Source organism: Polynucleobacter sp. Latsch14-2 (genome assembly GCF_018881925.1).
Classification (GTDB): domain Bacteria; phylum Pseudomonadota; class Gammaproteobacteria; order Burkholderiales; family Burkholderiaceae; genus Polynucleobacter.
Window position 1 is genome coordinate 74,154 of the sequence record NZ_JACVPL010000003.1, and the last position, 20,404, is coordinate 94,557.

Annotated in this window: 19 protein-coding genes and 1 other RNA gene; 12 read left to right on the top strand and 8 right to left on the bottom strand. The window is 46.4% G+C overall.

Annotation, left to right across the window (positions count from 1 at the left end; translation table 11 throughout):
- Nucleotides 1-11: 11 nt before the first annotated feature.
- Nucleotides 12-2,720 carry a DNA gyrase subunit A gene (gyrA, locus tag ICN46_RS04155; RefSeq protein WP_216204921.1) on the bottom strand — a complete coding sequence of 903 codons (2,709 nt, stop codon included), beginning with the start codon at nucleotides 2,718-2,720 and terminating at the stop codon, nucleotides 12-14.
- A 158-nt stretch (nucleotides 2,721-2,878) separates the two neighbouring features.
- Here gyrA and ompA point away from each other — a divergent pair, with 158 nt between their 5' ends.
- The 4 genes from ompA to ssrA all read left to right on the top strand — a co-directional run bounded on the left by ompA (nucleotide 2,879) and on the right by ssrA (nucleotide 5,364).
- Entirely contained in the window at nucleotides 2,879-3,457 is a 579-nt protein-coding gene (ompA, locus tag ICN46_RS04160; protein ID WP_216204924.1) for an outer membrane protein OmpA, read from the top strand.
- A 97-nt stretch (nucleotides 3,458-3,554) separates the two neighbouring features.
- Nucleotides 3,555-4,244 (top strand): bifunctional 2-polyprenyl-6-hydroxyphenol methylase/3-demethylubiquinol 3-O-methyltransferase UbiG, encoded by a 690-nt coding sequence (gene ubiG / locus ICN46_RS04165; RefSeq protein ID WP_216204927.1) that lies wholly within the window; start codon nucleotides 3,555-3,557, stop codon nucleotides 4,242-4,244.
- Entirely contained in the window at nucleotides 4,241-4,933 is a 693-nt protein-coding gene (locus tag ICN46_RS04170) for an HAD family hydrolase (RefSeq protein WP_216204931.1), read from the top strand. The genes ubiG and ICN46_RS04170 overlap by 4 nt, the downstream gene beginning before the upstream one ends.
- Before the next feature lie 72 nt (nucleotides 4,934-5,005).
- Nucleotides 5,006-5,364: a transfer-messenger RNA gene (gene ssrA / locus ICN46_RS04175) on the top strand.
- 114 nt (nucleotides 5,365-5,478) lie between these two features.
- Here ssrA and ICN46_RS04180 read toward each other — a convergent pair.
- The 6 genes from ICN46_RS04180 to ICN46_RS04205 all read right to left on the bottom strand — a co-directional run bounded on the left by ICN46_RS04180 (nucleotide 5,479) and on the right by ICN46_RS04205 (nucleotide 12,083).
- Nucleotides 5,479-7,227: a CocE/NonD family hydrolase gene (locus ICN46_RS04180; protein WP_370625477.1), complete on the bottom strand. Its 1,749-nt coding sequence runs from the start codon at nucleotides 7,225-7,227 to the stop codon at nucleotides 5,479-5,481.
- Nucleotides 7,228-7,247: 20 nt separating this feature from the next.
- On the bottom strand, nucleotides 7,248-8,237 hold the full coding sequence (locus ICN46_RS04185; protein WP_216204934.1) for a Bug family tripartite tricarboxylate transporter substrate binding protein: 990 nt from the start codon (nucleotides 8,235-8,237) through the stop codon (nucleotides 7,248-7,250).
- 230 nt (nucleotides 8,238-8,467) lie between these two features.
- On the bottom strand, nucleotides 8,468-9,625 hold the full coding sequence (locus ICN46_RS04190) for a 50S ribosomal protein L11 methyltransferase (RefSeq protein ID WP_216204937.1): 1,158 nt from the start codon (nucleotides 9,623-9,625) through the stop codon (nucleotides 8,468-8,470).
- Nucleotides 9,625-10,479, bottom strand: a complete 855-nt coding sequence (locus ICN46_RS04195) for a pirin family protein (protein ID WP_216204940.1) — start codon at nucleotides 10,477-10,479, stop codon at nucleotides 9,625-9,627. The genes ICN46_RS04190 and ICN46_RS04195 overlap by 1 nt, the downstream gene beginning before the upstream one ends.
- Before the next feature lie 15 nt (nucleotides 10,480-10,494).
- Nucleotides 10,495-11,046: a carboxymuconolactone decarboxylase family protein gene (locus ICN46_RS04200; RefSeq protein ID WP_216204943.1), complete on the bottom strand. Its 552-nt coding sequence runs from the start codon at nucleotides 11,044-11,046 to the stop codon at nucleotides 10,495-10,497.
- Between the two features lie 35 nt (nucleotides 11,047-11,081).
- Nucleotides 11,082-12,083 carry a tripartite tricarboxylate transporter substrate binding protein gene (locus ICN46_RS04205; protein ID WP_216204946.1) on the bottom strand — a complete coding sequence of 334 codons (1,002 nt, stop codon included), beginning with the start codon at nucleotides 12,081-12,083 and terminating at the stop codon, nucleotides 11,082-11,084.
- Between the two features lie 88 nt (nucleotides 12,084-12,171).
- On the opposite strand from ICN46_RS04205, the gene ICN46_RS04210 reads away from it, so the two are divergent.
- The 5 genes from ICN46_RS04210 to pcaD all read left to right on the top strand — a co-directional run bounded on the left by ICN46_RS04210 (nucleotide 12,172) and on the right by pcaD (nucleotide 16,552).
- Complete coding sequence (locus ICN46_RS04210; RefSeq protein WP_216204949.1) at nucleotides 12,172-12,942, top strand: sulfurtransferase; 771 nt, start codon at nucleotides 12,172-12,174, stop codon at nucleotides 12,940-12,942.
- Between the two features lie 68 nt (nucleotides 12,943-13,010).
- On the top strand, nucleotides 13,011-13,985 hold the full coding sequence (locus tag ICN46_RS04215; RefSeq protein ID WP_216204951.1) for a Bug family tripartite tricarboxylate transporter substrate binding protein: 975 nt from the start codon (nucleotides 13,011-13,013) through the stop codon (nucleotides 13,983-13,985).
- A gap of 4 nt (nucleotides 13,986-13,989) precedes the next feature.
- Complete coding sequence (locus ICN46_RS04220) at nucleotides 13,990-14,748, top strand: substrate-binding domain-containing protein (protein WP_216204954.1); 759 nt, start codon at nucleotides 13,990-13,992, stop codon at nucleotides 14,746-14,748.
- 25 nt (nucleotides 14,749-14,773) lie between these two features.
- The gene (locus tag ICN46_RS04225) at nucleotides 14,774-15,742 is read left to right on the top strand and encodes a Bug family tripartite tricarboxylate transporter substrate binding protein (protein ID WP_216204957.1); all 969 of its coding nucleotides are present in this window, start codon (nucleotides 14,774-14,776) and stop codon (nucleotides 15,740-15,742) included.
- Between the two features lie 12 nt (nucleotides 15,743-15,754).
- On the top strand, nucleotides 15,755-16,552 hold the full coding sequence (pcaD, locus tag ICN46_RS04230) for a 3-oxoadipate enol-lactonase (RefSeq protein WP_216204960.1): 798 nt from the start codon (nucleotides 15,755-15,757) through the stop codon (nucleotides 16,550-16,552).
- A gap of 51 nt (nucleotides 16,553-16,603) precedes the next feature.
- On the opposite strand, the gene ICN46_RS04235 is transcribed toward pcaD, so the two are convergent.
- Complete coding sequence (locus tag ICN46_RS04235; protein WP_216204963.1) at nucleotides 16,604-16,906, bottom strand: antibiotic biosynthesis monooxygenase family protein; 303 nt, start codon at nucleotides 16,904-16,906, stop codon at nucleotides 16,604-16,606.
- 91 nt (nucleotides 16,907-16,997) lie between these two features.
- Between ICN46_RS04235 and ICN46_RS04240 the strand changes: the two genes are divergently transcribed.
- From ICN46_RS04240 to ICN46_RS04250, 3 genes are read left to right on the top strand one after another with little or no spacing between them, the layout of a single operon-like run.
- Complete coding sequence (locus tag ICN46_RS04240) at nucleotides 16,998-17,999, top strand: Bug family tripartite tricarboxylate transporter substrate binding protein (protein ID WP_216204966.1); 1,002 nt, start codon at nucleotides 16,998-17,000, stop codon at nucleotides 17,997-17,999.
- A 30-nt stretch (nucleotides 18,000-18,029) separates the two neighbouring features.
- Nucleotides 18,030-19,403, top strand: a complete 1,374-nt coding sequence (locus tag ICN46_RS04245; protein WP_216204969.1) for an MmgE/PrpD family protein — start codon at nucleotides 18,030-18,032, stop codon at nucleotides 19,401-19,403.
- 23 nt (nucleotides 19,404-19,426) lie between these two features.
- Nucleotides 19,427-20,404 carry a D-2-hydroxyacid dehydrogenase family protein gene (locus ICN46_RS04250; RefSeq protein ID WP_216204971.1) on the top strand — a complete coding sequence of 326 codons (978 nt, stop codon included), beginning with the start codon at nucleotides 19,427-19,429 and terminating at the stop codon, nucleotides 20,402-20,404.

Sequence of the window (20,404 nt, forward strand, 5' to 3'; positions counted from 1 at the left end):
GAATGGATGCCTTAGGCATCACCAGCAGCGTCATTATCAGAATCGAGCGCAGGATCAGCGGATACATCACCCTCTTCCGCACCATCAACATCCTCATCTGAATCACTTTCAGCAATACGCTGCAAGCCGGACAAACGGGTGCCCTCATCCACATTAATCAAAGTGACGCCTTGTGTAGCACGCCCCATCTCACGAATTTCAGACACGCGCGTGCGCACCAATATTCCGCCAGTGGTAATTAACATGATTTGATCTTCGGGCGATACCAATGCAGCGGCAACTACCTTACCATTGCGCTCGGTTGTCTGAATGGCAATCATGCCTTTTGTGCCGCGACCATGGCGAGTGTACTCACCAATTGGCGTGCGTTTACCGTAACCATTTTCAGTTGCTGTCAATACGCTACTTGGAATTGGGGTGCCATCAGCATCAACCGTTGCAGCCTCTGCTCCTTCAGTAGCTTCAGCGGGAGCAACCAACATAGCGATAACTTGTTGCCCAGCGACCAGATTCATACCGCGTACACCGCGAGCGGTTCGGCCCATAGGACGGACATCATTCTCATCAAAGCGAACTGCTTTACCAGCGTCAGAGAACAACATCACATCATGCTTACCATCTGTGATCGCCGCGCCCACCAAGAAATCATTCTCATTCAAGTCCACAGCAATAATGCCGGCTTTACGCGGGTTAGAGAAATCAGATAAACGGGTTTTCTTCACAGTACCCAGGCTGGTTGCCATGAATACGTAATGATCGTCTTGATAGCCTTTGATTGGCAGAATCACCGTAATCTTTTCACCCTCAATCAACGGGAACATGTTGACGATCGGTTTACCGCGTGAATTGCGACTACCTTGTGGCACCTCCCATACCTTCAACCAATACATGCGTCCACGATCAGAGAAGCAGAGAATAATGTCATGCGTATTAGCAACGAATAAGGTTTCAATCCAATCCTCGTTCTTCGTTGCTGCAGCCTGCTTGCCACGACCGCCGCGTTTTTGTGCACGGTACTCGCTCAATGGCTGACTCTTCATGTAGCCGGTATTTGAAAGCGTCACCACCATATCTTGCGGCGTGATCAAATCTTCAGTGAACAACTCGGTTGCATTCATTTCAATAAATGAACGACGACCACTATCGCCACCTGCGATACCGAACTCGGCTTGCACTTCCTTGAGTTCGCTCTCAATGACGGAAGTGACACGCTCTGGCTTGGAAAGCAAATCAAGCAAATCAGAAATCTCCGCCATCACTTCTTTGTACTCATTGACAATTTTGTCTTGCTCAAGACCTGTCAAGCGTTGCAAACGCATCTGCAAAATTTCTTGCGCCTGACTATCGGACAAACGATATAAGCCTGTTGTCTGCATGCCATACTCAGGCAACAAACCTTCAGGGCGATACGCATTACGTCCGCCAGGAGTATCTGTCTCTGCGCGCGCCAACATCTCACGCACCATCGAAGAGTCCCAAGCTTTGCCCATTAACTCTTGTTTGGCCACTACTGGATTAGCGGCAGCTTTAATAATCGCGATGAACTCATCAATATTTGCCAATGCGACAGCTAAACCTTCTAATACATGACCACGCTCACGAGCTTTACGCAATTCAAAAATCGTACGACGCGTTACCACTTCACGACGATGTTGCAAGAAGTACTCAAGCATCTGCTTCAAGTTCAGCAGGCGTGGTTGGTTATCCACCAAAGCCACCATATTCATACCGAAGTTATCTTGTAGTTGTGTGCTCTTGTATAAATTGTTGAGCACTACCTCAGGCACTTCACCGCGCTTAAGTTCAATCACGACGCGCATGCCTGACTTGTCAGACTCATCACGCAAATCAGAGATGCCTTCTACTTTTTTCTCATTTACCAGCTCAGCAATACGCTCGAGCAAGTTCTTTTTATTTACTTGATACGGCAACTCATCAACGATGATGGCTTGACGTGCACCCTTATCAAGATCTTCAAAATGAGTTTTGGCGCGCATCACAACACGACCGCGACCAGTGCGATAGCCTTCACGCACACCCTGCACGCCATAAATAATTCCGGCGGTTGGGAAATCTGGCGCAGGAATGATCTCAATTAGCTCATCAATCGTGCACTCTGGGTTGTGCAACACGTGCAGACAGGCTGAAACCACCTCATCTAGGTTATGGGGTGGAATATTGGTAGCCATACCCACAGCAATGCCGGAACTGCCGTTAATCAGCAAATTAGGCACTTTTGCAGGAAGAATCAGGGGTTCTTTCTCGCTGCCATCGTAATTTGGCCCAAAATCGACCGTTTCCTTATCCAAATCAGCCAAAAGCTCATGGGCTATCTTGCGCAGACGGATCTCTGTATACCGCATTGCAGCAGCGTTATCGCCGTCAACGGAGCCAAAGTTGCCCTGTCCGTCAACCAACATATAGCGCAAAGAGAAGTCTTGGGCCATCCGAACAATGGTGTCGTAGACCGCAGAATCGCCATGTGGATGGTATTTACCGATGACATCGCCAACTATACGAGCAGATTTTTTGTAAGCTCGGTTCCAATCGTTGTTTAATTCATACATCGCAAATAAGACCCGTCGATGTACAGGCTTGAGACCGTCACGCACGTCTGGCAGGGCTCTGCCGACGATGACGCTCATTGCGTAGTCCAAATAGGACCTCCGCATTTCGTCTTCAAGGGATATTGGTAGTGTTTCTTTAGCGACTTGTTCCATCTGGAAATAATATCATTTTGATGGCAGGTAGCCCCTATGCTAAGATTCTGTCAGTTTGTACGAAATTGAGATGTGTCGCTTTGCGGTTTTTTGCTTCAAAGTAGGGCGAATTACATTTAAGTTTGACTTTAATTAAAAGAGATTTTTGAGGACTAAAAATGAACAAAACCCTAAAACTGTTGCTCGCTTCTGTTATTACTGTTTCTGCATCTGCAGCAATGGCTTCTGATAACTGGACAAACGGCGACGGCGCCCTAGTTTGGAAAGATGCAACTGGCACATTGTGCTGGCGTGATAGCAGCTGGACTCCTGCAACAGCTTCTGCTGGTTGTGATGGTGCCTTGGCTGCAAAACCTGCTGCCGCTGCTGCTGGCGTTAGCCAAAGCAAAATTACTTTGCAAGCTGACACTCTCTATGACTTCAACAAATCTGATTTAAAACCAGAAGGCAAAGCCACTTTGGACAAAATCGCTGCTGATTTGAACAAGATCAAATTAGAAGTGATCATTGCTGTTGGTAACACTGATAGCGTTGGTACAGATGCATACAACATGGCTCTTGGCCAACGTCGTGCTCAGTCAGTTAAAGCTTACCTGACAAGCAAAGGTGTTGACGGTAGCCGTATCTACACAGAATCAAAAGGCAAGAGCAATCCAGTTGCAAGCAATGCAACTGCTGAAGGCCGCGCTAAAAACCGCCGTACCGACATCGAAGTTGTTGGTACAGCTGCTAAGTAATTCAACTTACTTGTAAAAAAGCCCGCTTCTTGCGGGCTTTTTTATTTCCGCTATATTTGCAAGAAGCCCGAAACATCAGCACCAATCGAAGATATACATGAACGTAGACCAATCAGAAATTGCTAAATTTAGCGCCCTAGCCCATCGCTGGTGGGACCCAGAAAGCGAATTTAAGCCTCTCCACGCCATCAACCCATTACGCCTCTCTTGGATTAAGTCCTTTGTGGATCTAGGCGGCAAGAAAGTGTTGGATGTGGGCTGTGGTGGTGGCATCCTCGCAGAATCTATGGCGCAATCTGGTGCAGATACCTGTGGCATTGATTTGTCTGAAAAGGCATTAAAAGTTGCTCAGCTTCATGCTCTCGAGGTTGGCGCAACGCTCAGCTATCGATCTATCGCCGTAGAAGCTTTGGCAGAAGAGCAACCCGAACAATACGACATTGTGACCTGCATGGAAATGCTTGAGCATGTTCCAGATCCCGCATCAGTTGTGCGTGCTTGTGCAGCACTTTGTAAACCTGGCGGCACTTTGTTTTTCAGTACCCTAAACCGCAGCCCTAAGTCCTACTTATTTGCCATTATTGGCGCCGAGTACCTACTCAGACTGCTTCCAAAGGGTACTCACGAATACGCGAAATTCATTAAACCATCTGAGCTTGTTGCATTTACTCGCCAAGCAAACCTAGAGATGATTGGCATGAAAGGTTTAGGCTACAACCCCCTAACGCAAATTTATAGCCTTACTGATGATGTGGATGTGAACTATATGATTGCAACACGCAAATGAGCCAGAGCTTGAATCAATCCCAAAGCCCCTATCACGGGGTCTTCTTTGACTTAGATGGCACCCTGGTAGATACCGCCCCAGATTTGGTGGCAGCTACAAACCGGCTCCTAAGCGCTCGAAATCTCCCTTTAAAGCCTTATGAGCAATTACGCCCCTGCGCCTCCGCTGGGGCGCGAGGATTGATTTTGGGAGCCTTTGGTATTGATACGCAGCATCCAGACTTCATACCCTTACGCGATGAGTTCTTTAGTAACTATGAAAATGCCCTGCTAGTCAAAAGCAAGTTATTTGAAGGAATCGATAATTTGCTCAACCAACTAGATCAAGCAAGCCTGTCCTGGGGCATTGTGACCAATAAGAGTGAACGCTTTACAAACCCTTTAACCGAGCTCATGGGACTCAGTCAAAGGGCAGTTTCGACTGTTTCAGGGGATACAACACCGCATTCCAAGCCTCATCCAGAACCCATTCTGCATGCCGCCAGAATTGCCAATATCGATCCAAGCAAGTCGCTTTACGTTGGGGACGACATTAGGGATATCGTTGCCGGCAAAGCCGCTGGCATGAAAACGGTAGCAGCTGCCTACGGCTACTGCGGCTGCGAAGAGCCTCCAGAGGCTTGGGGGGCAGACTTCCTCATCCAAACCCCACAAGACCTCCTACAAATCGTCTTTCCCAGTAGGGTTTAGTTAGCAATATTCAAGATATTCAACAATTTAAGGCTGACGGCCTTAAAATAGACCTTCCAATGCATGAACTCCGGGGTCGACATGGTTTCGACGTGGATTACAAAGCATCAAGGGCATACCGAGGACCCGTTATCTCGTAAATCAATGGGAATGTAATAACTGCTAACGACGAACGTTACGCACTAGCCGCTTAATTGCGGTTGCCCCTGAACTGATTCTCTCTTGGGTCAGCTAGCGAAAGCTAGGTCAGGGTCATTTACAAGAGATAAGACCATCTCATGTCACGGGAAATGGTTCGAAAATTTAGTGAATCGCCAGTGTGGAACATGTCAATCTGTGACTAACTGGCTAAATTAAATGATATGACTAAGTATGTAGAACTTGCTGTGGAGGATTTGCGGACGCGGGTTCGATTCCCGCCGACTCCACCATTATTAACAGCTGCCATAACAAGCAGCAGTAAAAAAACCCCTTACAGCAAAAGCTTTAAGGGGTTTTTACTTTCCGCAGCTAACTGAGTAAAGCTACCTTATTCTGAAGTCATCTCATTCTTTTGGAATGATCGGCAGCAATAAATAAGGCTTCATCTTGCTTGAGAAATGAAGCGTATTTTTTCCAGAAAAAACATTTGCAGGGCGATCACTTGCATTGGTATGTGTAAATGGTCCAACCCCTTTCATAGGGTATGGCGCATGCGCAACTCCAGCATCAGTACCATCGAACTCATAATCAGAGCCACGCACATTTAACCCCAAGCGATATCCTTTGGGAACCACAATAGAAGTAGGCAAAATTTCAATGTCGAGCTCCACAGGCACCCCTGGTGTCAAAGGCTGAAGTTCATCATGGCTATGCCAAGGGCGATAAGGTTTTGTTTCTTGAGGATCTAACTTGCGATGCGAAGCCCGCAACCAGCCAAGACCAACTGGCACCCGCGGGTCATTAGAACCAATAAATGAAATCTCTTTGCCACTAGGATCGTAGAGTCGCAAGGCTAAAGTCACGTCAGCGTCAGTGGTCTCAGAAGATAGGAACAGCTTAGCTGCAACCGGTCCAGTAATCTCAAAGTCATAGTCTCTAACTGGGGTCAAAAAGGTTAGGCCGTCGCCGGCAATCTCATAACTAATTTGACTGTCCGCAATTACGCCAGGCTCTTTTGTATCAATGATTGCTTCTTCTGGCTGCAAATAAAATTTGGTCCATTGAGTATTGGCAAGCGGCCATTCATTAGCAGCCCGTAATTTAAATGTTTCATGAGGATGGCGAATATTTAATGAAACTTTTGGCTGTTGATCCCAGCCCGATTGCTCACCCTTCAAGAAATGCGCAAAAAACTTTTTCTGCAACTCAACACCATAAGTGCTGTAGAAATGCGTGAAGTGAGTATCGCCATGCACCTCCAGCCATTTATCTTTGGATGCAGCCCTGAGATAGCCCTCAAAATTTCCACGCGTATGCAGACCCATACCACCCCAATTGCCGGCAGATAACAAGGGAACGGTAATTTTTGAAAAATCAGGAGTACGAGACTTATAGTATTCATCGACCAAATGGCGGTTTTCTGCTTCCAGATCAATTGCCAATCGATTCTTTTTCAACTGCTCTTCGCTCAGGGTATCGGGACCAGCAATCGTTACACCAGTGACTGCGCTCCTAGCGCCGTTATCTCCAACGCCATTTTGTACAGTAAGGACTTGTCGGTTGTACCAACTATTGAGAAAGTCGCACAAAATACCGCCGTGACGACAAAGCTCTCTGTAGTAGTCAGATGAACCTTCCCAGATGCAGATGGCTGCTAAGTGTGGAGGTTGGGTTGCAGCGACCGTCCATTGGTTCATGGCGTAATAAGAAATCCCGTTGATTCCCACTTTGCCATTAGACCAAGGTTGAGTGCCGGCCCATTCAATGCACTCATGAAAATCTTGCGTTTCCAATGGTGACCAGCAATCCAATAAGCCTGGTGAGCGCCCTGCTCCTCGTGAGTCTATGCGCATACATGCATAACCTTCAGGCACCCAACGCTCAGGATCAACTAACTCCCAATTCTGATATTTGTTGCTGGAGCCTTCTAAGATTTCTGGGACAGCCTCGACCACGCGAGCCCATTGACTCTTGTATCCCACACGAAAATCTAGGCCCTTGGCATAAGGTCCGTAACTCACAATTACAGGAACCTTTTTATCACCTAAAGGGCGAAATATATCGGCTCGCAAAACCACACCATCAGCCATTGGGATAGCAACATCCCAATCAATCTGCATACCATCTCTCACTTCGCTACTTACAGAATTCACAGTCGTCCTCTATTATTTTTTTAATTAAATACATCACCCATTTGGGAAACCAAATTCTTCCATTTCAAACGATCATTTGCCAAGAATTCTGGAAATTCATTTGGGGGAATTTTGGCAACATCAAAACCATGCTGATCAATCACTTGAGAAATGTATTGCTCGGAATGAACAATCTCCCAAATATTTTTCGAAAGAATATTTACGACTTCAGGAGGCGTCTTTGCTGGCGCCACAATACCAAACCAGCCACGGGATTCATATCCAGCAATCCCTGCCTCGGCAAATGTAGGGACATTCGGAATGGCCTTATTTCGCTCCGGGCCAGCTAGGGCCAATGGACGAATTTTTCCCGACTTGATAAAAGGCAATGGTCCAGAAATAGTAGACATCATGACCTGTACATTGCCGCCAACGACGTCAGTCAAGGCGGTGGTGGCACCCGTGTAGGGCACATGAGTCAATTGAATTTTCAGCATACGACTCAAGGTCTCAAAGGCCACATGGCTTTGGCTGCCAGCACCAATAGAGGCATAACTGAGTGTATTGGGATTTTTGTTTGCATAGGCAACTAACTCAGGAATTGTTTTCACTGGGACCGCTTCGCCAACGAACAATAATTGGGTAAGCTGGGCAACCATCGAAACACCCACAAAATCTTTTGCTGAGTTATAGGGTAGTGATTTTTGAGTTGCGGGTGCCAAAGACATTCCAGCGTCACTAGCAAACAATAGGGTGTAACCATCAGGCTGGGACTTTGCAACAAATTGAGAAGCAATCGCAGCATTTGCCCCGGGTTTATTCTCGACAATCACTTGATAGCCATACTTCTTATTTAAAGCTTCTGCCAGCGGTCTAGCTAGAGCATCAGCCGGACCTCCGGGGGTAAACGGAACAATCAGTTTAATTGTGCGATTGGGGAAATCCTGCGCAACTTTCGCTTGCTGCGCGTATGCAGATTGACTTGAAATGCCAAATAACGAAATAATGACGAAACAGATCCTAACTAACATCTCTAGCCTCCGGAATAACAGCCATGAGTGGCTGATTAAAAATGCTTGAAACGATAAATCGAACACTGAAATTCTATGTATGTATTTAAACAAGTGTTTAAATTAAATGCAAGCGGAATATAACGCGCGTGACCTCAATTAGATTGAGGAAGATAAAAATCATATTAATCAGGTAGTTACATGTAGAAAGTGCGCTCTACTGGGATCAACTTAAGCGCCCTACAGCGACTTTATTGCACTGCCAAACGCCATAGAGAGGTGACCTCAGCCAATCTGGCAGCATGCAAGGCATCACTCTTATCGAAGACTTTTTTATGCTCGGGTCTAGTGTCTTCTCGTCCAAGCACACGAAGTCCAGCTAACGCAATCCAGTCGAGCAATTCTGCTCTTGTACGTAAGCCCAGATGCTCAGCTAGATCAGAAAGAATCAACCAACCCTCACCATCAGGAAGAAGGTGATCTTTAAGCCCAGCTAAAAAACCTTTGAGCATGCGACTGCCTGGATCATAGATCGCATGTTCCAGTGATGAACTTGGCCTAGCTGGGAGCCATGGGGGATTACAGACAATTAATGCAGCCTTTCCAGATGGAAATAAGTCCGTCTTTTGAATGTCAACTTGAGAGCTTAATTCGAGTCTTTTAATATTATCTTGTGCACAAGCAATCGCGCGCTCATCGACATCTGTGGCAACAATCTTTTGAATGTCTCGCATTGCTAAAACTACCGATAGCGCACCAGAGCCAACGCCAATATCAAATGCAATCGAGTGAGCTTGTATAGCTTTGGGCCAAGATGCATTACAAATTAATTGTATATATTCACCGCGAACCGGGGAAAATACACCGTAATGAGGATGAATACAGATTGCCTCGTCCCCTCGAGCCAGAATGGGAACACCATTCTTGCGCCACTCATGAGCGCTAATCACTCCGAGCAATTCTCGTAACGAAATTACATAGGGATCTGTCTGACCTCCATAGACTTCATGACAAGCCTGCTTTACATCTGGTGCGCGACGCAATGGAATAGAGTGATCTGCATTGCACTGAATGAGCAACATCCCCAAGATACGGGCACGTTGCGATTGGGCTAGGCGATGCGCATTAAAGGTATCAAGGGGACTCCTCACCTTCTCCTTTTCAACCCGATCAACTCTTTTAGATTTCTTAGAAGGTTTATCCACCCTTCTCATCAAAGCCTGTAGTAACTGACGGGCGTTCTGAAAGTCGCCTTGATAGAGTATTGCTTTACCCTCACAGGCTAAACGATAGGCTACATCAGCCGTGAGAGTGTCATCGGCAATCTGAATTTTTTTATGCGGGTCGATGCCATTTTCTGAATGCCATTTAGCGGAATGGGTTTGACCGCCATCGTTCCAATGAATCATCAAGAAATCACAAAGCGGTTGTTTTGGTAATCATCAATGGCTTGCTCAATCTCGGCACGAGTATTCATCACAAAAGGGCCGTATTGAACAATCGGCTCATGCAAGGGCAAGGCGGCCAAGATAATAAATTGAGCCCCTTGTGCCCCCGCCTTGGCTTTAAAATCGTCACCACTGCCAAGCACAATCGCAGCTTGTTTCGACGCTTCTTGGAGTGGACTACCGATTCTCAGCTCCCCTTCGTAAACATATGCAAATGCATTTAGCTCCTTGGGGATGCGGTGCTCGAATTCCGCATGGGGAGCAAGTTGCACATCCAAAAATAAGGGCGTTGTAGTAATTCCCTGAATCGGACCTTGGACGATAACGCCATTATTTTCATAAGCTCCTGCAATAACCTTAACCACCCCACCATTCACTAGGACTACCTTCGGAATATCTTCCACCTGAATATCCTGATAAGCGGCCGCCTTCATCTTTTCTTTTGCGGGCAAATTAATCCACAACTGAAAACCACGCATTGCGCCACTCACCTGCTGAGGCATCTCGGAATGAATGATGCCGCGCCCTGCAGTCATCCACTGCACTCCGCCGGTCTTTAAGTGCCCTTGGTTTCCAAGATGATCCTCGTGCAACATATGACCCTCCAACATGTAAGTCACCGTCTCAAAACCACGATGAGGGTGGGCAGGAAAGCCAGCCACATAGTCATTTGGGTCATTCGAAGAAAACTCATCCAACATTAAAAATGGATCAAGCCGGACCTGCTGCTGACCGCCCAAGCTACGACGCAGCTTTACGCCAGCACCATCAGAAGTGGCGACACCAGGAATCATGGCCTGAATATTGCGAATCATGTGGATATAAATTAGCTAGGCCGGCGGGTGATCTTCTGGATTTACATCCAGAGCAATTAAGAAGCGAGATACCATGTTGTAAGCAGCAATGACTGTTACTAACTCAACGGTATCGGTATTACCCAGTGACTCTTGTAGGCGCTTCATCAGGGCTGGCTCAACCTTAATATTGCGTGTCATCTGAAAAGTCAGCTCTGCAGCATCTCTTTCAGTCTGGCTGAATAAGTCAACCGGAAAATTGGCTTGGCCAATGAGTCGCAAAGCCTGTACTTGCGCTTCGGTACCACCCGCTTTTTTAAAGGGAGGTGCATGGTGAAAAAACTCATATTCAGCACCATTCAGAACCGCAACACCGCACATTGCTAGTTCACGCAATTTGGGATCTAGCGATAAATTGTTACGAACCTCGCCAATAAAGTGATTCCAGCCCTCCGCAATCGGAACGCTATGCAACAACATCCGATCTAAATTAATAAACTGACCACCACGTCGCTTACGAATAGCGCTCACTAAATCAGCAGGCTCAGCCAAATCCATTGGTTGATAAGGAATTAAACGTTCAGACATAAATACTTTCTTAGGGCGTAAGCACTATTAAGTGCTTATTGCGCCGCTTCTTTAATATTATTTTCAATAACAAATTTACCCCACACGGCAATCTGCTTACCTATGAAATCACGCAATGTTTCAGGGTTTCCGGCGATGATTTCAATTCCTTGGGCTTTGAATTTATCAGCTACCGCAGGTGTCTTGAGAGATTTAGTAATCGCCTGATTCATCGCATTCACAATCGCTGGGGGCGTTTTTCCTGGCGCTAACACTCCCCACCACGCAGGGGCATTAAATCCTGGGTAGCCACTTTCTGCAATAGTGGGAACATTAGGCAATCCAGCAGCTCTTTTGGTAGTTGTAATGACCAAAGGAATCACGCCGCCGCTCTCAATGTGTGGCTTTACTAAAAATTCTGAACCAACCGCTAGCTCAACTTGACCGCCCAATACATCCTGCATCAAAGGACCACCACCACGATAAGGAATGTGGTTCCAATCAAAGCCAGCCTGCTTAGCAAAGCGAGCCATTGCAAGATGCCCTAAGCTACCAATTCCAATAGAACCATAGCTAAATTTCTTACCAGCCTTAGATTGTTCGAGTAACTGCTTAAAGCTGGTGATTCCGGAATTCTTACTCGCAACCAATACCATTGGAGATGTACCAATTAAGGTCACCGGTGCAATATCTTTGATGGTGTCATAGGGGAGTTTGTCTTTGAGGCTTGGATTGACGCCATGGGTATCAAAGACCACTGCAAAGGTATACCCGTCAGGATCAGATCTCGTCATTGCTGCCGTTCCAATCACTCCAGAAGCACCACCAATGTTTTCAACAATCACGTTTTGCTTCAACTCTGCTTGCAGTGCAGGCGCCAAGATACGCGCAACCTGGTCCACAGATCCACCGGGCGGGAAAACCGCGATCAGTCGAATAGGTTTTTGGGTGGGCCATGCTCCAACTCCAGCGGTTTGAGCGGAAACCATGCCGACTACCCCAACGAGCAATAAAACGAACAATATGGCTTTTTTAGCCATGTTTGAGTAAATTTGCATGCCATATCTCCTTAAATTAAGGGACAAGATTACCACCCCTATGAGGCGCATGTTTGATAATGGGGGTCGTAGCCATAAGATATGAATCATGAAGCCTATTTTGAACATCGCCGCGTATTTATTTGTCAGCCTGGAGGATTTGCCTGTGCTACGGACAAAAATATTGGATCAATGCAATTTATTGCAATTGAAAGGCACTATTTTGCTTACTGGCGAGGGAATTAATATGTTCCTAGCTGGTACAGAAAAAGAGTTACGTCACTTTTTAGAATGGCTCCGTTCAGACCCTCGGTTCAAAAGCATTGAAGCTAAGGAAAGCTGGTCGGAAGATCAGCCTTTCAAAAAAATGCTCGTCAAACTCAAGAATGAAATTATTCGCATGAATCACCCTACGATTCGCCCTGAACAAGGTCGCGCTAATTTCATCACACCCAAAAAATTACGAGAATGGCTTGATCGTGGAACAGACGATCTCGGTCGCCCAGTATTAATGGTTGATACACGCAATGCTTTTGAAGTGGATTACGGAACATTCAATAATGCATTGCACTTTAATATCCAAAAATTCACTGAGTTTCCGGACGCTATTAAAGCCCACAAAGAAAATCTTGCGGATAAAACATTAGTCAGCTTTTGCACCGGCGGCATTCGCTGTGAAAAGTCTGGTCTCTATATGCGTGAAATTGGTATGCAACACAGCTATCAATTAGAGGGTGGGATCTTGAAATACTTTGAAGAAGTGGGCTCTGCACACTACACAGGGAGTTGCTTTGTCTTTGATGAACGCGAAGCTTTAGAGCCGAATCTGGAGACCATTCCGCTTGAGCGCTCTATTCGAAAAAATAGCATCAAAAAATAAAGTTTTGCAATTCGCAATACCTCTAAAATTTACCTATTAACAATAGCTCCCAAAACCAAGGAATAGAAATGAACAAATCAAGGAATGTCCTCATACTGAGTCTCCTATGTCTAGCAGCTTTATTTTCTGGGGGTATTCAAGCGCAGACCTATCCAAGCAAAACAATCATGCTGGTTGTCCCGACTGCTCCAGGAGGTGCAAATGATGCAATGGCGCGAATCATTGCTCAAGGTCTTAGCCAAAAGATGGGACAGCCCGTTATTGTTGAAAATAAACCGGGCGCAAATGGTGCAATTGCAACGGAGTTTGTAGCGCGCGCAACGCCAGATGGCTACACCATCTTATTTGGCTACATTGCCACCCATGGCATCAACCCAGCCCTACAGAAATTAAAGTACGACCCTGTAGCTGACTTTGAGCCTATTGGCATGGTCGCCATTTCACCCACCTTATTGGTCGCTACCGAGAGTCTGCCAGTAAATAATGCCAAGGAATTAGTGGCTTTATTAAAAGCAAAGCCCGATACGATTAGTTACGCCTCTGCTGGTAAAGGTACAGCTCCGCATTTATCCGCAGAACTCTTTAAGCTCAATACTGGCACTCAAATGCTCCATGTGCCATACAAGGGATCCGCCCCAGCCATTGTGGATACCATTGGCGGCACTACCCAAGTCATGTTCCCCAGTCTATTTAGCGCCTACCCTCAAGTTGCTGGCGGAAAGTTAAAGGCCCTTGGAATTGCAGGAGACAAACGCTCACCTGTTCTACCAAATGTTCCGACCTTAAAAGAGCAAGGCATTCCTAATATGAATGTGACGCAATGGTACGGATTATTTGCGCCTGCAAAAACTCCCAAATCCATCATCACCCGGATTAATAAAGAGTTAAATCTGACCCTAAATGAAAAGGGTAATGAAAAGAAGATCGAAGATCAAGGCGCAGAAGTGGAAACTGGAACTCCTGAACAATTAGGGGATCTAGTGAAAAAAGAAGTGGTGCGCTGGAAGCGGGTTGTCGATAGCGCAAAAATTACAGCAGACTAAGTAAATGAATAATCCTAATGCACCTTCAAGTCTAGGCCCCCTCCGGGTTATCACCTCTGGGGCTTTTGCAGCAGCCTTAAAAGAGCTTGTCCCTATTTATGAGAATCAATACCACCTCAAGGTAGAGCTAGCATTTGGGTCTTCCATTGGTGCTGCTCATGACTCCATTCCTACTAGATTAAGTCAGGGAGAAAAGTTTGATGTATTTATTTTGGCTGGATCAGCGCTCGATAGCTTCATTCAACAAGGTCATATTCAAGACAATACAAGGCTTGACCTAGTCTCCTCTCAAATTGCTGCGGCGGTACGCGCAGGAGATCCTGAGCCTGACATTAGCACTCTTGCTGCCCTAAAAAATACCTTACTAACTGTCGGCAGAGTTGCATACTCCGCTAGCGCCAGCGGTACCTATCTTTCTACTGAATTATTTCCTCAACTAGGGATCGCGGATGAGATGGCAGTTAAAGCGAAAAAAATATTTAGTGAACGCGTTGGCACAATTTTAGTCAGAAATGAAGCTGATCTTGGCTTTCAGCAATTGAGTGAATTGCTGCCAATTTCAGGAATAAAAATTCTGGAGGATTTGGCTCCTGAAGCTCAAAGATCTTTTTTCTTCTCAGCAGGCATCGGCAGTCAAACCAATAAAGAACATCAGGCCCAACATTTAATTGAGTTTCTAGCATCCCCCGAAGCTGCCATGCGAATTGAAAAGACAGGCTTAAAACCTGTGATGGCAAAAGCACCCTGGCTAGTTGCAACCTAAACCTTCAATCATTTAGAAAAATAATATGTCCTCTAACCTAGCTAAACACTTTCTACTGGCAGTACTCTGCCTGTTACCTTTATCGCTTAGCGCTCAAACTTATCCAACGCAGCCTATCAAAATTGTGGTTGGATTCTCGCCTGGAGGAGTTCCTGACATCGCCGCTCGGATTATTGGGCAGCACATGAGTGAGCATTGGAAGCAACCTGTCTTGGTCGAAAATAAACTGGGCGCTGGAAGTAATATTGCCGCTCAAGTTGTAGCCAATGCCCCATCTGACGGCTATACCCTGCTATCTATTTCTTCTGCCTTTGCAATTTCACCAGCCATCTATTCATCGATGTCGTTTGACCCTTTGAAAGATTTTTCCGGAGTGACCTTAACAGCTACTGGCCCAGCTTTTTTATTGGTGTCGCCAAACCTCAAAGTCAATAGCGTTAAGGAGCTAATTGACTATGCCGCCAAAAATCCCGGCAAGGTAACTTATAGTTCTGCAGGCGTAGGAAGTGGCTCTCATTTTGCTGCGGAACTTATTCAAGCTAAAGCAGGGATTAGTTTGCTACACATCCCCACAAAAGGTATTCCCGATGCCATCACAGAAGTCATGTCCGGAAGAGTAGATTTTTTTATTAGCCCCTATGCCAGTGCTATTAGCCTGGTTCGAGCGGGTAAAGTGCGAGCAATTGCGGTAACCAGCACAAAACGTATTAAAGATTTCCCATCCCTGCCGACAGTAGCTGAGTCTGGAGTGCCGGGATATAAATGGGAGTTTTGGTATGGCTTACTTGCCCCTGCAAAAACTCCAAAACCCATTCTGCAAAAGATCTATGCAGAGGTAAAGCGGATTTTAGAATTACCTAGCGTAAAAGAGCGCTTTGATGAATTGGGTACCACGGCGGTTTCTAGTACCCCTGAACAATTTGACGCATTAATTGCCGCAGAAATTCTTGAATTTGCCCGACTTGCAAAAGTCTCTGGCATCAAGCCTGAATAAACTCGACTCATCGTGCAAACCATCATAAGCCCCAGCGGTATAAAGATTGCCTACTCAATAGAGGGGAATGGCCCGTGGCTAACCCTCGCGCATTCCCTAGCTAGCAATATGGAAATGTGGGATCCACAAATGTCCCTGCTTACCAGGCATTTCAAGGTCTTACGTTTCGATACTAGAGGGCATGGCCATAGCTCAGCACCTGCTGGACCTTACTCTCTTGATGAGTTGGCTCGGGATGTACTGGACTTATTTCAAGCCCTCGATATTAAACAGACGCACTGGCTTGGCTTATCCATGGGCGGGATGATTGGGCAAGCATTAATCCTGCAACACCCTCAATTATTTAGCTCTCTCGTTTTAGCTGACACTACTAGCAAACGCCCTGAAAATGCTCAGCAAATGTGGGGACAGCGTATTGCCCAAGCGAAAAACCAGGGCATGGCCGCAATGGTTGAAAGCACCTTAGAACGCTGGTTCTCGGATGAATTTAGAGAACGACAACCGGTCATCATTCAAAAGGTTGCCCAAGGCATTGAGACAACTTCTATTGATGGCTTTGCAGGATGTTGCGAAGCCATCTCCCACATCAATACCTTCGACCGGCTTAGTGAAATTTCATGCCCGACATTGATTATGGTCGGGGAACAAGATCATGGCACGCCGCCAGAAATGGCCCGAGCCATGAAAGAGCAAATGGCCAAAGCCATTTTTCATGTAATCCCAAATGCAGGGCATATCTCCAATATTGAGCAGTCGGATATATTCAACCAACATTTACTCGATTTTTACACCCAAATAGCCTTAATTTGAATGGCGGACAAGAAGCGCAAAACACAGAACTGCGCATCCTTGCCGAACGATTTAGACTGACTTGCCCACTAAAGTGAAGTGCTCAACCACTGGGGGTTTTGCGAAAAACGGGCCGACGATTGACCGCCACTCCGCAAAGGCTGCAGAACCCCGGAAATCAACTGTATGGTTTTCTAGGGTTTCCCAATAGATAAATAAAAGGTAGCGGGCTGGGCTTTCTACGCTGTGATTGACCTTAAAGCCACGAAATCCCTTAGATTTGGCTATAACCGTCTCAACCCCCCGCATAATTGCCTCCTCGAACTCGCCCTGTTGCTTGGGGTTGATCTCAAGATCACAGTGTTCCAAAATCATTGGTTTTCCTTTGCAAATAAAAATTTGTCATAAATAGTAAAATTGACCAGCATTAGAAGATTAATCCAAAACAACCTCCTGGACCCGAAACATGTCTAATATCCCCAATCGGCAACTGCCGATTTTTTTGTCATTTATTATTATTGCAAGCTTTAACCTATTTGGTGGCTTAAATGCTGTTGCGCAATCTGCCGCAAACTATCCCAGCAAACCCATTAAATTGATCGCTCCTGTAGCTGCGGGTGGGGGCTTGGACAACCTTGCGCGCAAAGTAGCCGACCGACTCTCTAAGAACCTAGGTCAAACCATCATTGTGGATAACATGGGTGGCGGTGGCGGTGCAATAGCATCCCAAGTCACTGCCAAATCCGCTCCCGATGGATATACCCTGATGGTTTCCTATGTTGGTACACACGGCACCAATCCAGCGGTTCGCAAACTCTCTTACGACGCTATTAAAGATTTCACACCCGTTGGTATGATTGGTGCAACACCGAATGTCTTAATCATCAATCCCGCCTTACCGATTAAAAATCTTATAGAATTTATTGATTACGCTAAGAAGAATCCCGCCAAGTTAACTTATGGAACCTCGGGTCCTGGGACACTTACCCATCTGGGTATGGAGCAGTTCAAAATGACCTCTGGGATCTTCATGGTTCATGTTCCTTATCGCGGTATCGCACCAGCATTTACCGATCTCCTTGGAGGGCAAACTGATGCCATGCTTCCAACTTTATTTGCTGCCATCCCTTATTTGAAAACAGGTCGCGTGCATGCATTAGCGGTTACCGGTCAAAAACGTAGCGCTGCTGAACCCAATATCCCTACTTTTAAAGAATTGGGATATGCCGGTTTTGATGGGCAGCAGTGGTATGGTATTTCAGGCCCTGCAAATATGCCCGACGCCATTGTGGTTAAGCTCAATGCTGAACTCAATAAAGTATTGGCGAGTCCAGAGTTCAGCCAAGAAATGTCAAGTGAAGCAATGACCTTGATGCCGATGACGCCTCAACAATTTGGGAACTACATCAAAGAAGATATTGCGCGCTGGACTAAGGTCGCGAAAAGCCGCCAAATTGAAATCGAATAAAACATTCACTTACTAGAAATTGGAGCTTATATGTCTCAAATCATTCAAGCAGCAGCAGACCTTAAGGCACCACCCGTCACCAAGATATTGGCTGAATTTGTTACTTCACACCCCAGTCAAGGCTGGACCCCTGAAGTTGATCATGAAGCACATCGCACTTTTTTAAACTGGTTAGGCTGTGCAATTGGTGCGGCTCATCATGAGAGCGTGGAATCATCATTGGCAGCCATTCGCGAATTCCAACCAGCTGCTCAAGCAAGTATTCTAGGTCGCAAAGACCGCGTTGATATGGGGGGCGCAGCCTTGATCAATGGCATTAGCTCTCATACCTTTGACTTTGATGATACCCACCTTAAAACCGTGATTCATCCCGCTGGCCCAGTTGCTTCAGCCATCCTGGCATTGGGCGAGCACATTAATGCCAATGGTCGTCAAATCATCGACTCACTGATTTTAGGTATTGATGTTGCCTGTCGCGTTGGTAATGCTATGTATCCAGACCACTATCACCGCGGCTGGCATATCACCGGGTCTACCGGCATGCTCGGTTCAGCTGCTGCCTGTTCCCGCCTTCTGGGTCTTGACCTGCAACAAACCACGATGGCGCTGGGTATCGCAGCTTCACAACCCGTGGGTATGCGCGAGCAATTTGGCACAATGACCAAACCATTTCATCCTGGTGGAGCAGCTCGTGCTGGACAGCTTTCTGCACTCTTAGCTAAACATGGCTTTACTGCCAGCCCCAAAGCCTTAGAAGCGGGTCGTGGCTACATGCAAACAGTTTCCACCAAATGTGATTGGTCTGAAATTGACCGCGAACTTGGAAAATCATTTGAGATTTCTTTAAACACCTATAAGCCATTTGCTTGTGGCATTGTGATTCATCCAGCTATTGATGCTTGCGCTCAACTACGTGCACAAGGTGTTAAAGCCGAAGATATCGAACGCATTGAATTACGAGTGCATCCACTAGTACTTGAACTAACCGGCAAAAAAACACCTAAAGATGGTCTCGAAGGTAAATTTAGCGTCTACCACGGCTGTGCTGTTGGCTTGATCTTTGGTCAAGCAGGCGAAGGCGAATACGCTGATGACATCGTGAATCGCGCTGATGTTGTTGCTCTGCGCGCCAAAGTCAACGCCACAACCGATACCTCGATCAGCGAAGCCTCGGTAGATGTAAAAGCAATTCTAAAGAATGGCAAGGAAGTTCATGTGTTTGTTAAAAATGCCATAGGCTCTGTTGAGAATCCCATGAGCGATGCTAACTTAGAGCAAAAATTTACTAGCCTGGCTGAGCCAATTATTGGGACTGAAAAAACGCGTCAATTAATTTCTGCATTATGGAAATTAGGAAGTACATCAGACCTTAAACAAATTTTAAGTCTCTCTACTCCCGACTAAATAATCAAATCCGTTCAGTAAACATGGCCCAACTACCAAACATTGTGATCCTTGGAGATTACGAGCGTGCGCTTCGTCGCTTTTCTAGCTGGGATAAGCTTGAGCAGCAAGCAAATCTGAAGATTCATCATGAGCCTTTACATGATGAATCTTTGTATGAGGCGATAAAAGATGCCGATGCCATTGCGATGGTGCGTGACCGCGCCCCACTAAATGAGGCGATGATTGCACGACTCCCAAAGCTAAAGTTTTTGATGTTTACGGGCGAGCGTAATGGCACATTAGCGACTAGTGCACTCACCTCCAGAAATATTCCAATAGGATGTACGCTCGGTGGCCCTTCTAAAGAAACCACCGCTGAATTAACCTGGGCGCTTATTCTTGGGGCATCTAAACGCTTGGTGGAAGAAAATAAACTCATTGCTTCAGGCGGATGGCGTGATGAACTCTCCCTCGTTCCGATGCTTGCAGGTCAGCGCCTTGGAGTGATGGGTTTAGGTTCAATTGGCAGTCGTGTAGCACGTGTTGGCCATGCCCTTGGAATGGAAGTGGTGACCTGGAGCCCACACATGACTCCCGAACGCGCAGCCGCTGAAAATGCAAAGTCCATTAGCCTTACTGAGTTGCTGAGCACTTCAAAAGTGGTGACGATGCATTTGGTCGCAGGATCAGGGACCAAAGGAATCATCAGCGCCGATCAGCTAGCCTTAATGCGATCTGACTCCATTTTAGTGAACACATCACGCGCGGCACTGATCAATATGCCCGATCTTTGTAAGGCACTCAAAGCAGGACATCCTGGACAAGCAGCACTAGATGTATTTGATATTGAGCCGCTACCAATCGGCGACCCTCTGCGCAATACACCTAACTTACTCGTTACACCCCACTTGGGCTTTATTGCCGAACCGATTTTTGAAACCTTCTCTAAAGGCATCACCGAAACTTTAGAGGCGTGGCTAGAGGGAAAGCCCGTTCCACTCCCCTTTAAAGCTCAGTAA

Coding starts and splice junctions, on each gene's coding strand:
- ICN46_RS04220 (WP_216204954.1), top strand. CDS start 13,990: ATGAATAATCCTAATGCACCTTCAAGTCTAGGCCCCCTCCGGGTTATC.
- ICN46_RS04215 (WP_216204951.1), top strand. CDS start 13,011: ATGAACAAATCAAGGAATGTCCTCATACTGAGTCTCCTATGTCTAGCA.
- ICN46_RS04250 (WP_216204971.1), top strand. CDS start 19,427: ATGGCCCAACTACCAAACATTGTGATCCTTGGAGATTACGAGCGTGCG.
- ompA (WP_216204924.1), top strand. CDS start 2,879: ATGAACAAAACCCTAAAACTGTTGCTCGCTTCTGTTATTACTGTTTCT.
- ICN46_RS04240 (WP_216204966.1), top strand. CDS start 16,998: ATGTCTAATATCCCCAATCGGCAACTGCCGATTTTTTTGTCATTTATT.
- ICN46_RS04210 (WP_216204949.1), top strand. CDS start 12,172: ATGAAGCCTATTTTGAACATCGCCGCGTATTTATTTGTCAGCCTGGAG.
- ICN46_RS04200 (WP_216204943.1), bottom strand. CDS start 11,046: ATGTCTGAACGTTTAATTCCTTATCAACCAATGGATTTGGCTGAGCCT.
- gyrA (WP_216204921.1), bottom strand. CDS start 2,720: ATGGAACAAGTCGCTAAAGAAACACTACCAATATCCCTTGAAGACGAA.
- ICN46_RS04185 (WP_216204934.1), bottom strand. CDS start 8,237: ATGTTAGTTAGGATCTGTTTCGTCATTATTTCGTTATTTGGCATTTCA.
- ICN46_RS04170 (WP_216204931.1), top strand. CDS start 4,241: ATGAGCCAGAGCTTGAATCAATCCCAAAGCCCCTATCACGGGGTCTTC.
- ICN46_RS04190 (WP_216204937.1), bottom strand. CDS start 9,625: ATGATTCATTGGAACGATGGCGGTCAAACCCATTCCGCTAAATGGCAT.
- ICN46_RS04195 (WP_216204940.1), bottom strand. CDS start 10,479: ATGATTCGCAATATTCAGGCCATGATTCCTGGTGTCGCCACTTCTGAT.
- ICN46_RS04235 (WP_216204963.1), bottom strand. CDS start 16,906: ATGATTTTGGAACACTGTGATCTTGAGATCAACCCCAAGCAACAGGGC.
- ubiG (WP_216204927.1), top strand. CDS start 3,555: ATGAACGTAGACCAATCAGAAATTGCTAAATTTAGCGCCCTAGCCCAT.
- ICN46_RS04205 (WP_216204946.1), bottom strand. CDS start 12,083: ATGCAAATTTACTCAAACATGGCTAAAAAAGCCATATTGTTCGTTTTA.
- ICN46_RS04245 (WP_216204969.1), top strand. CDS start 18,030: ATGTCTCAAATCATTCAAGCAGCAGCAGACCTTAAGGCACCACCCGTC.
- ICN46_RS04225 (WP_216204957.1), top strand. CDS start 14,774: ATGTCCTCTAACCTAGCTAAACACTTTCTACTGGCAGTACTCTGCCTG.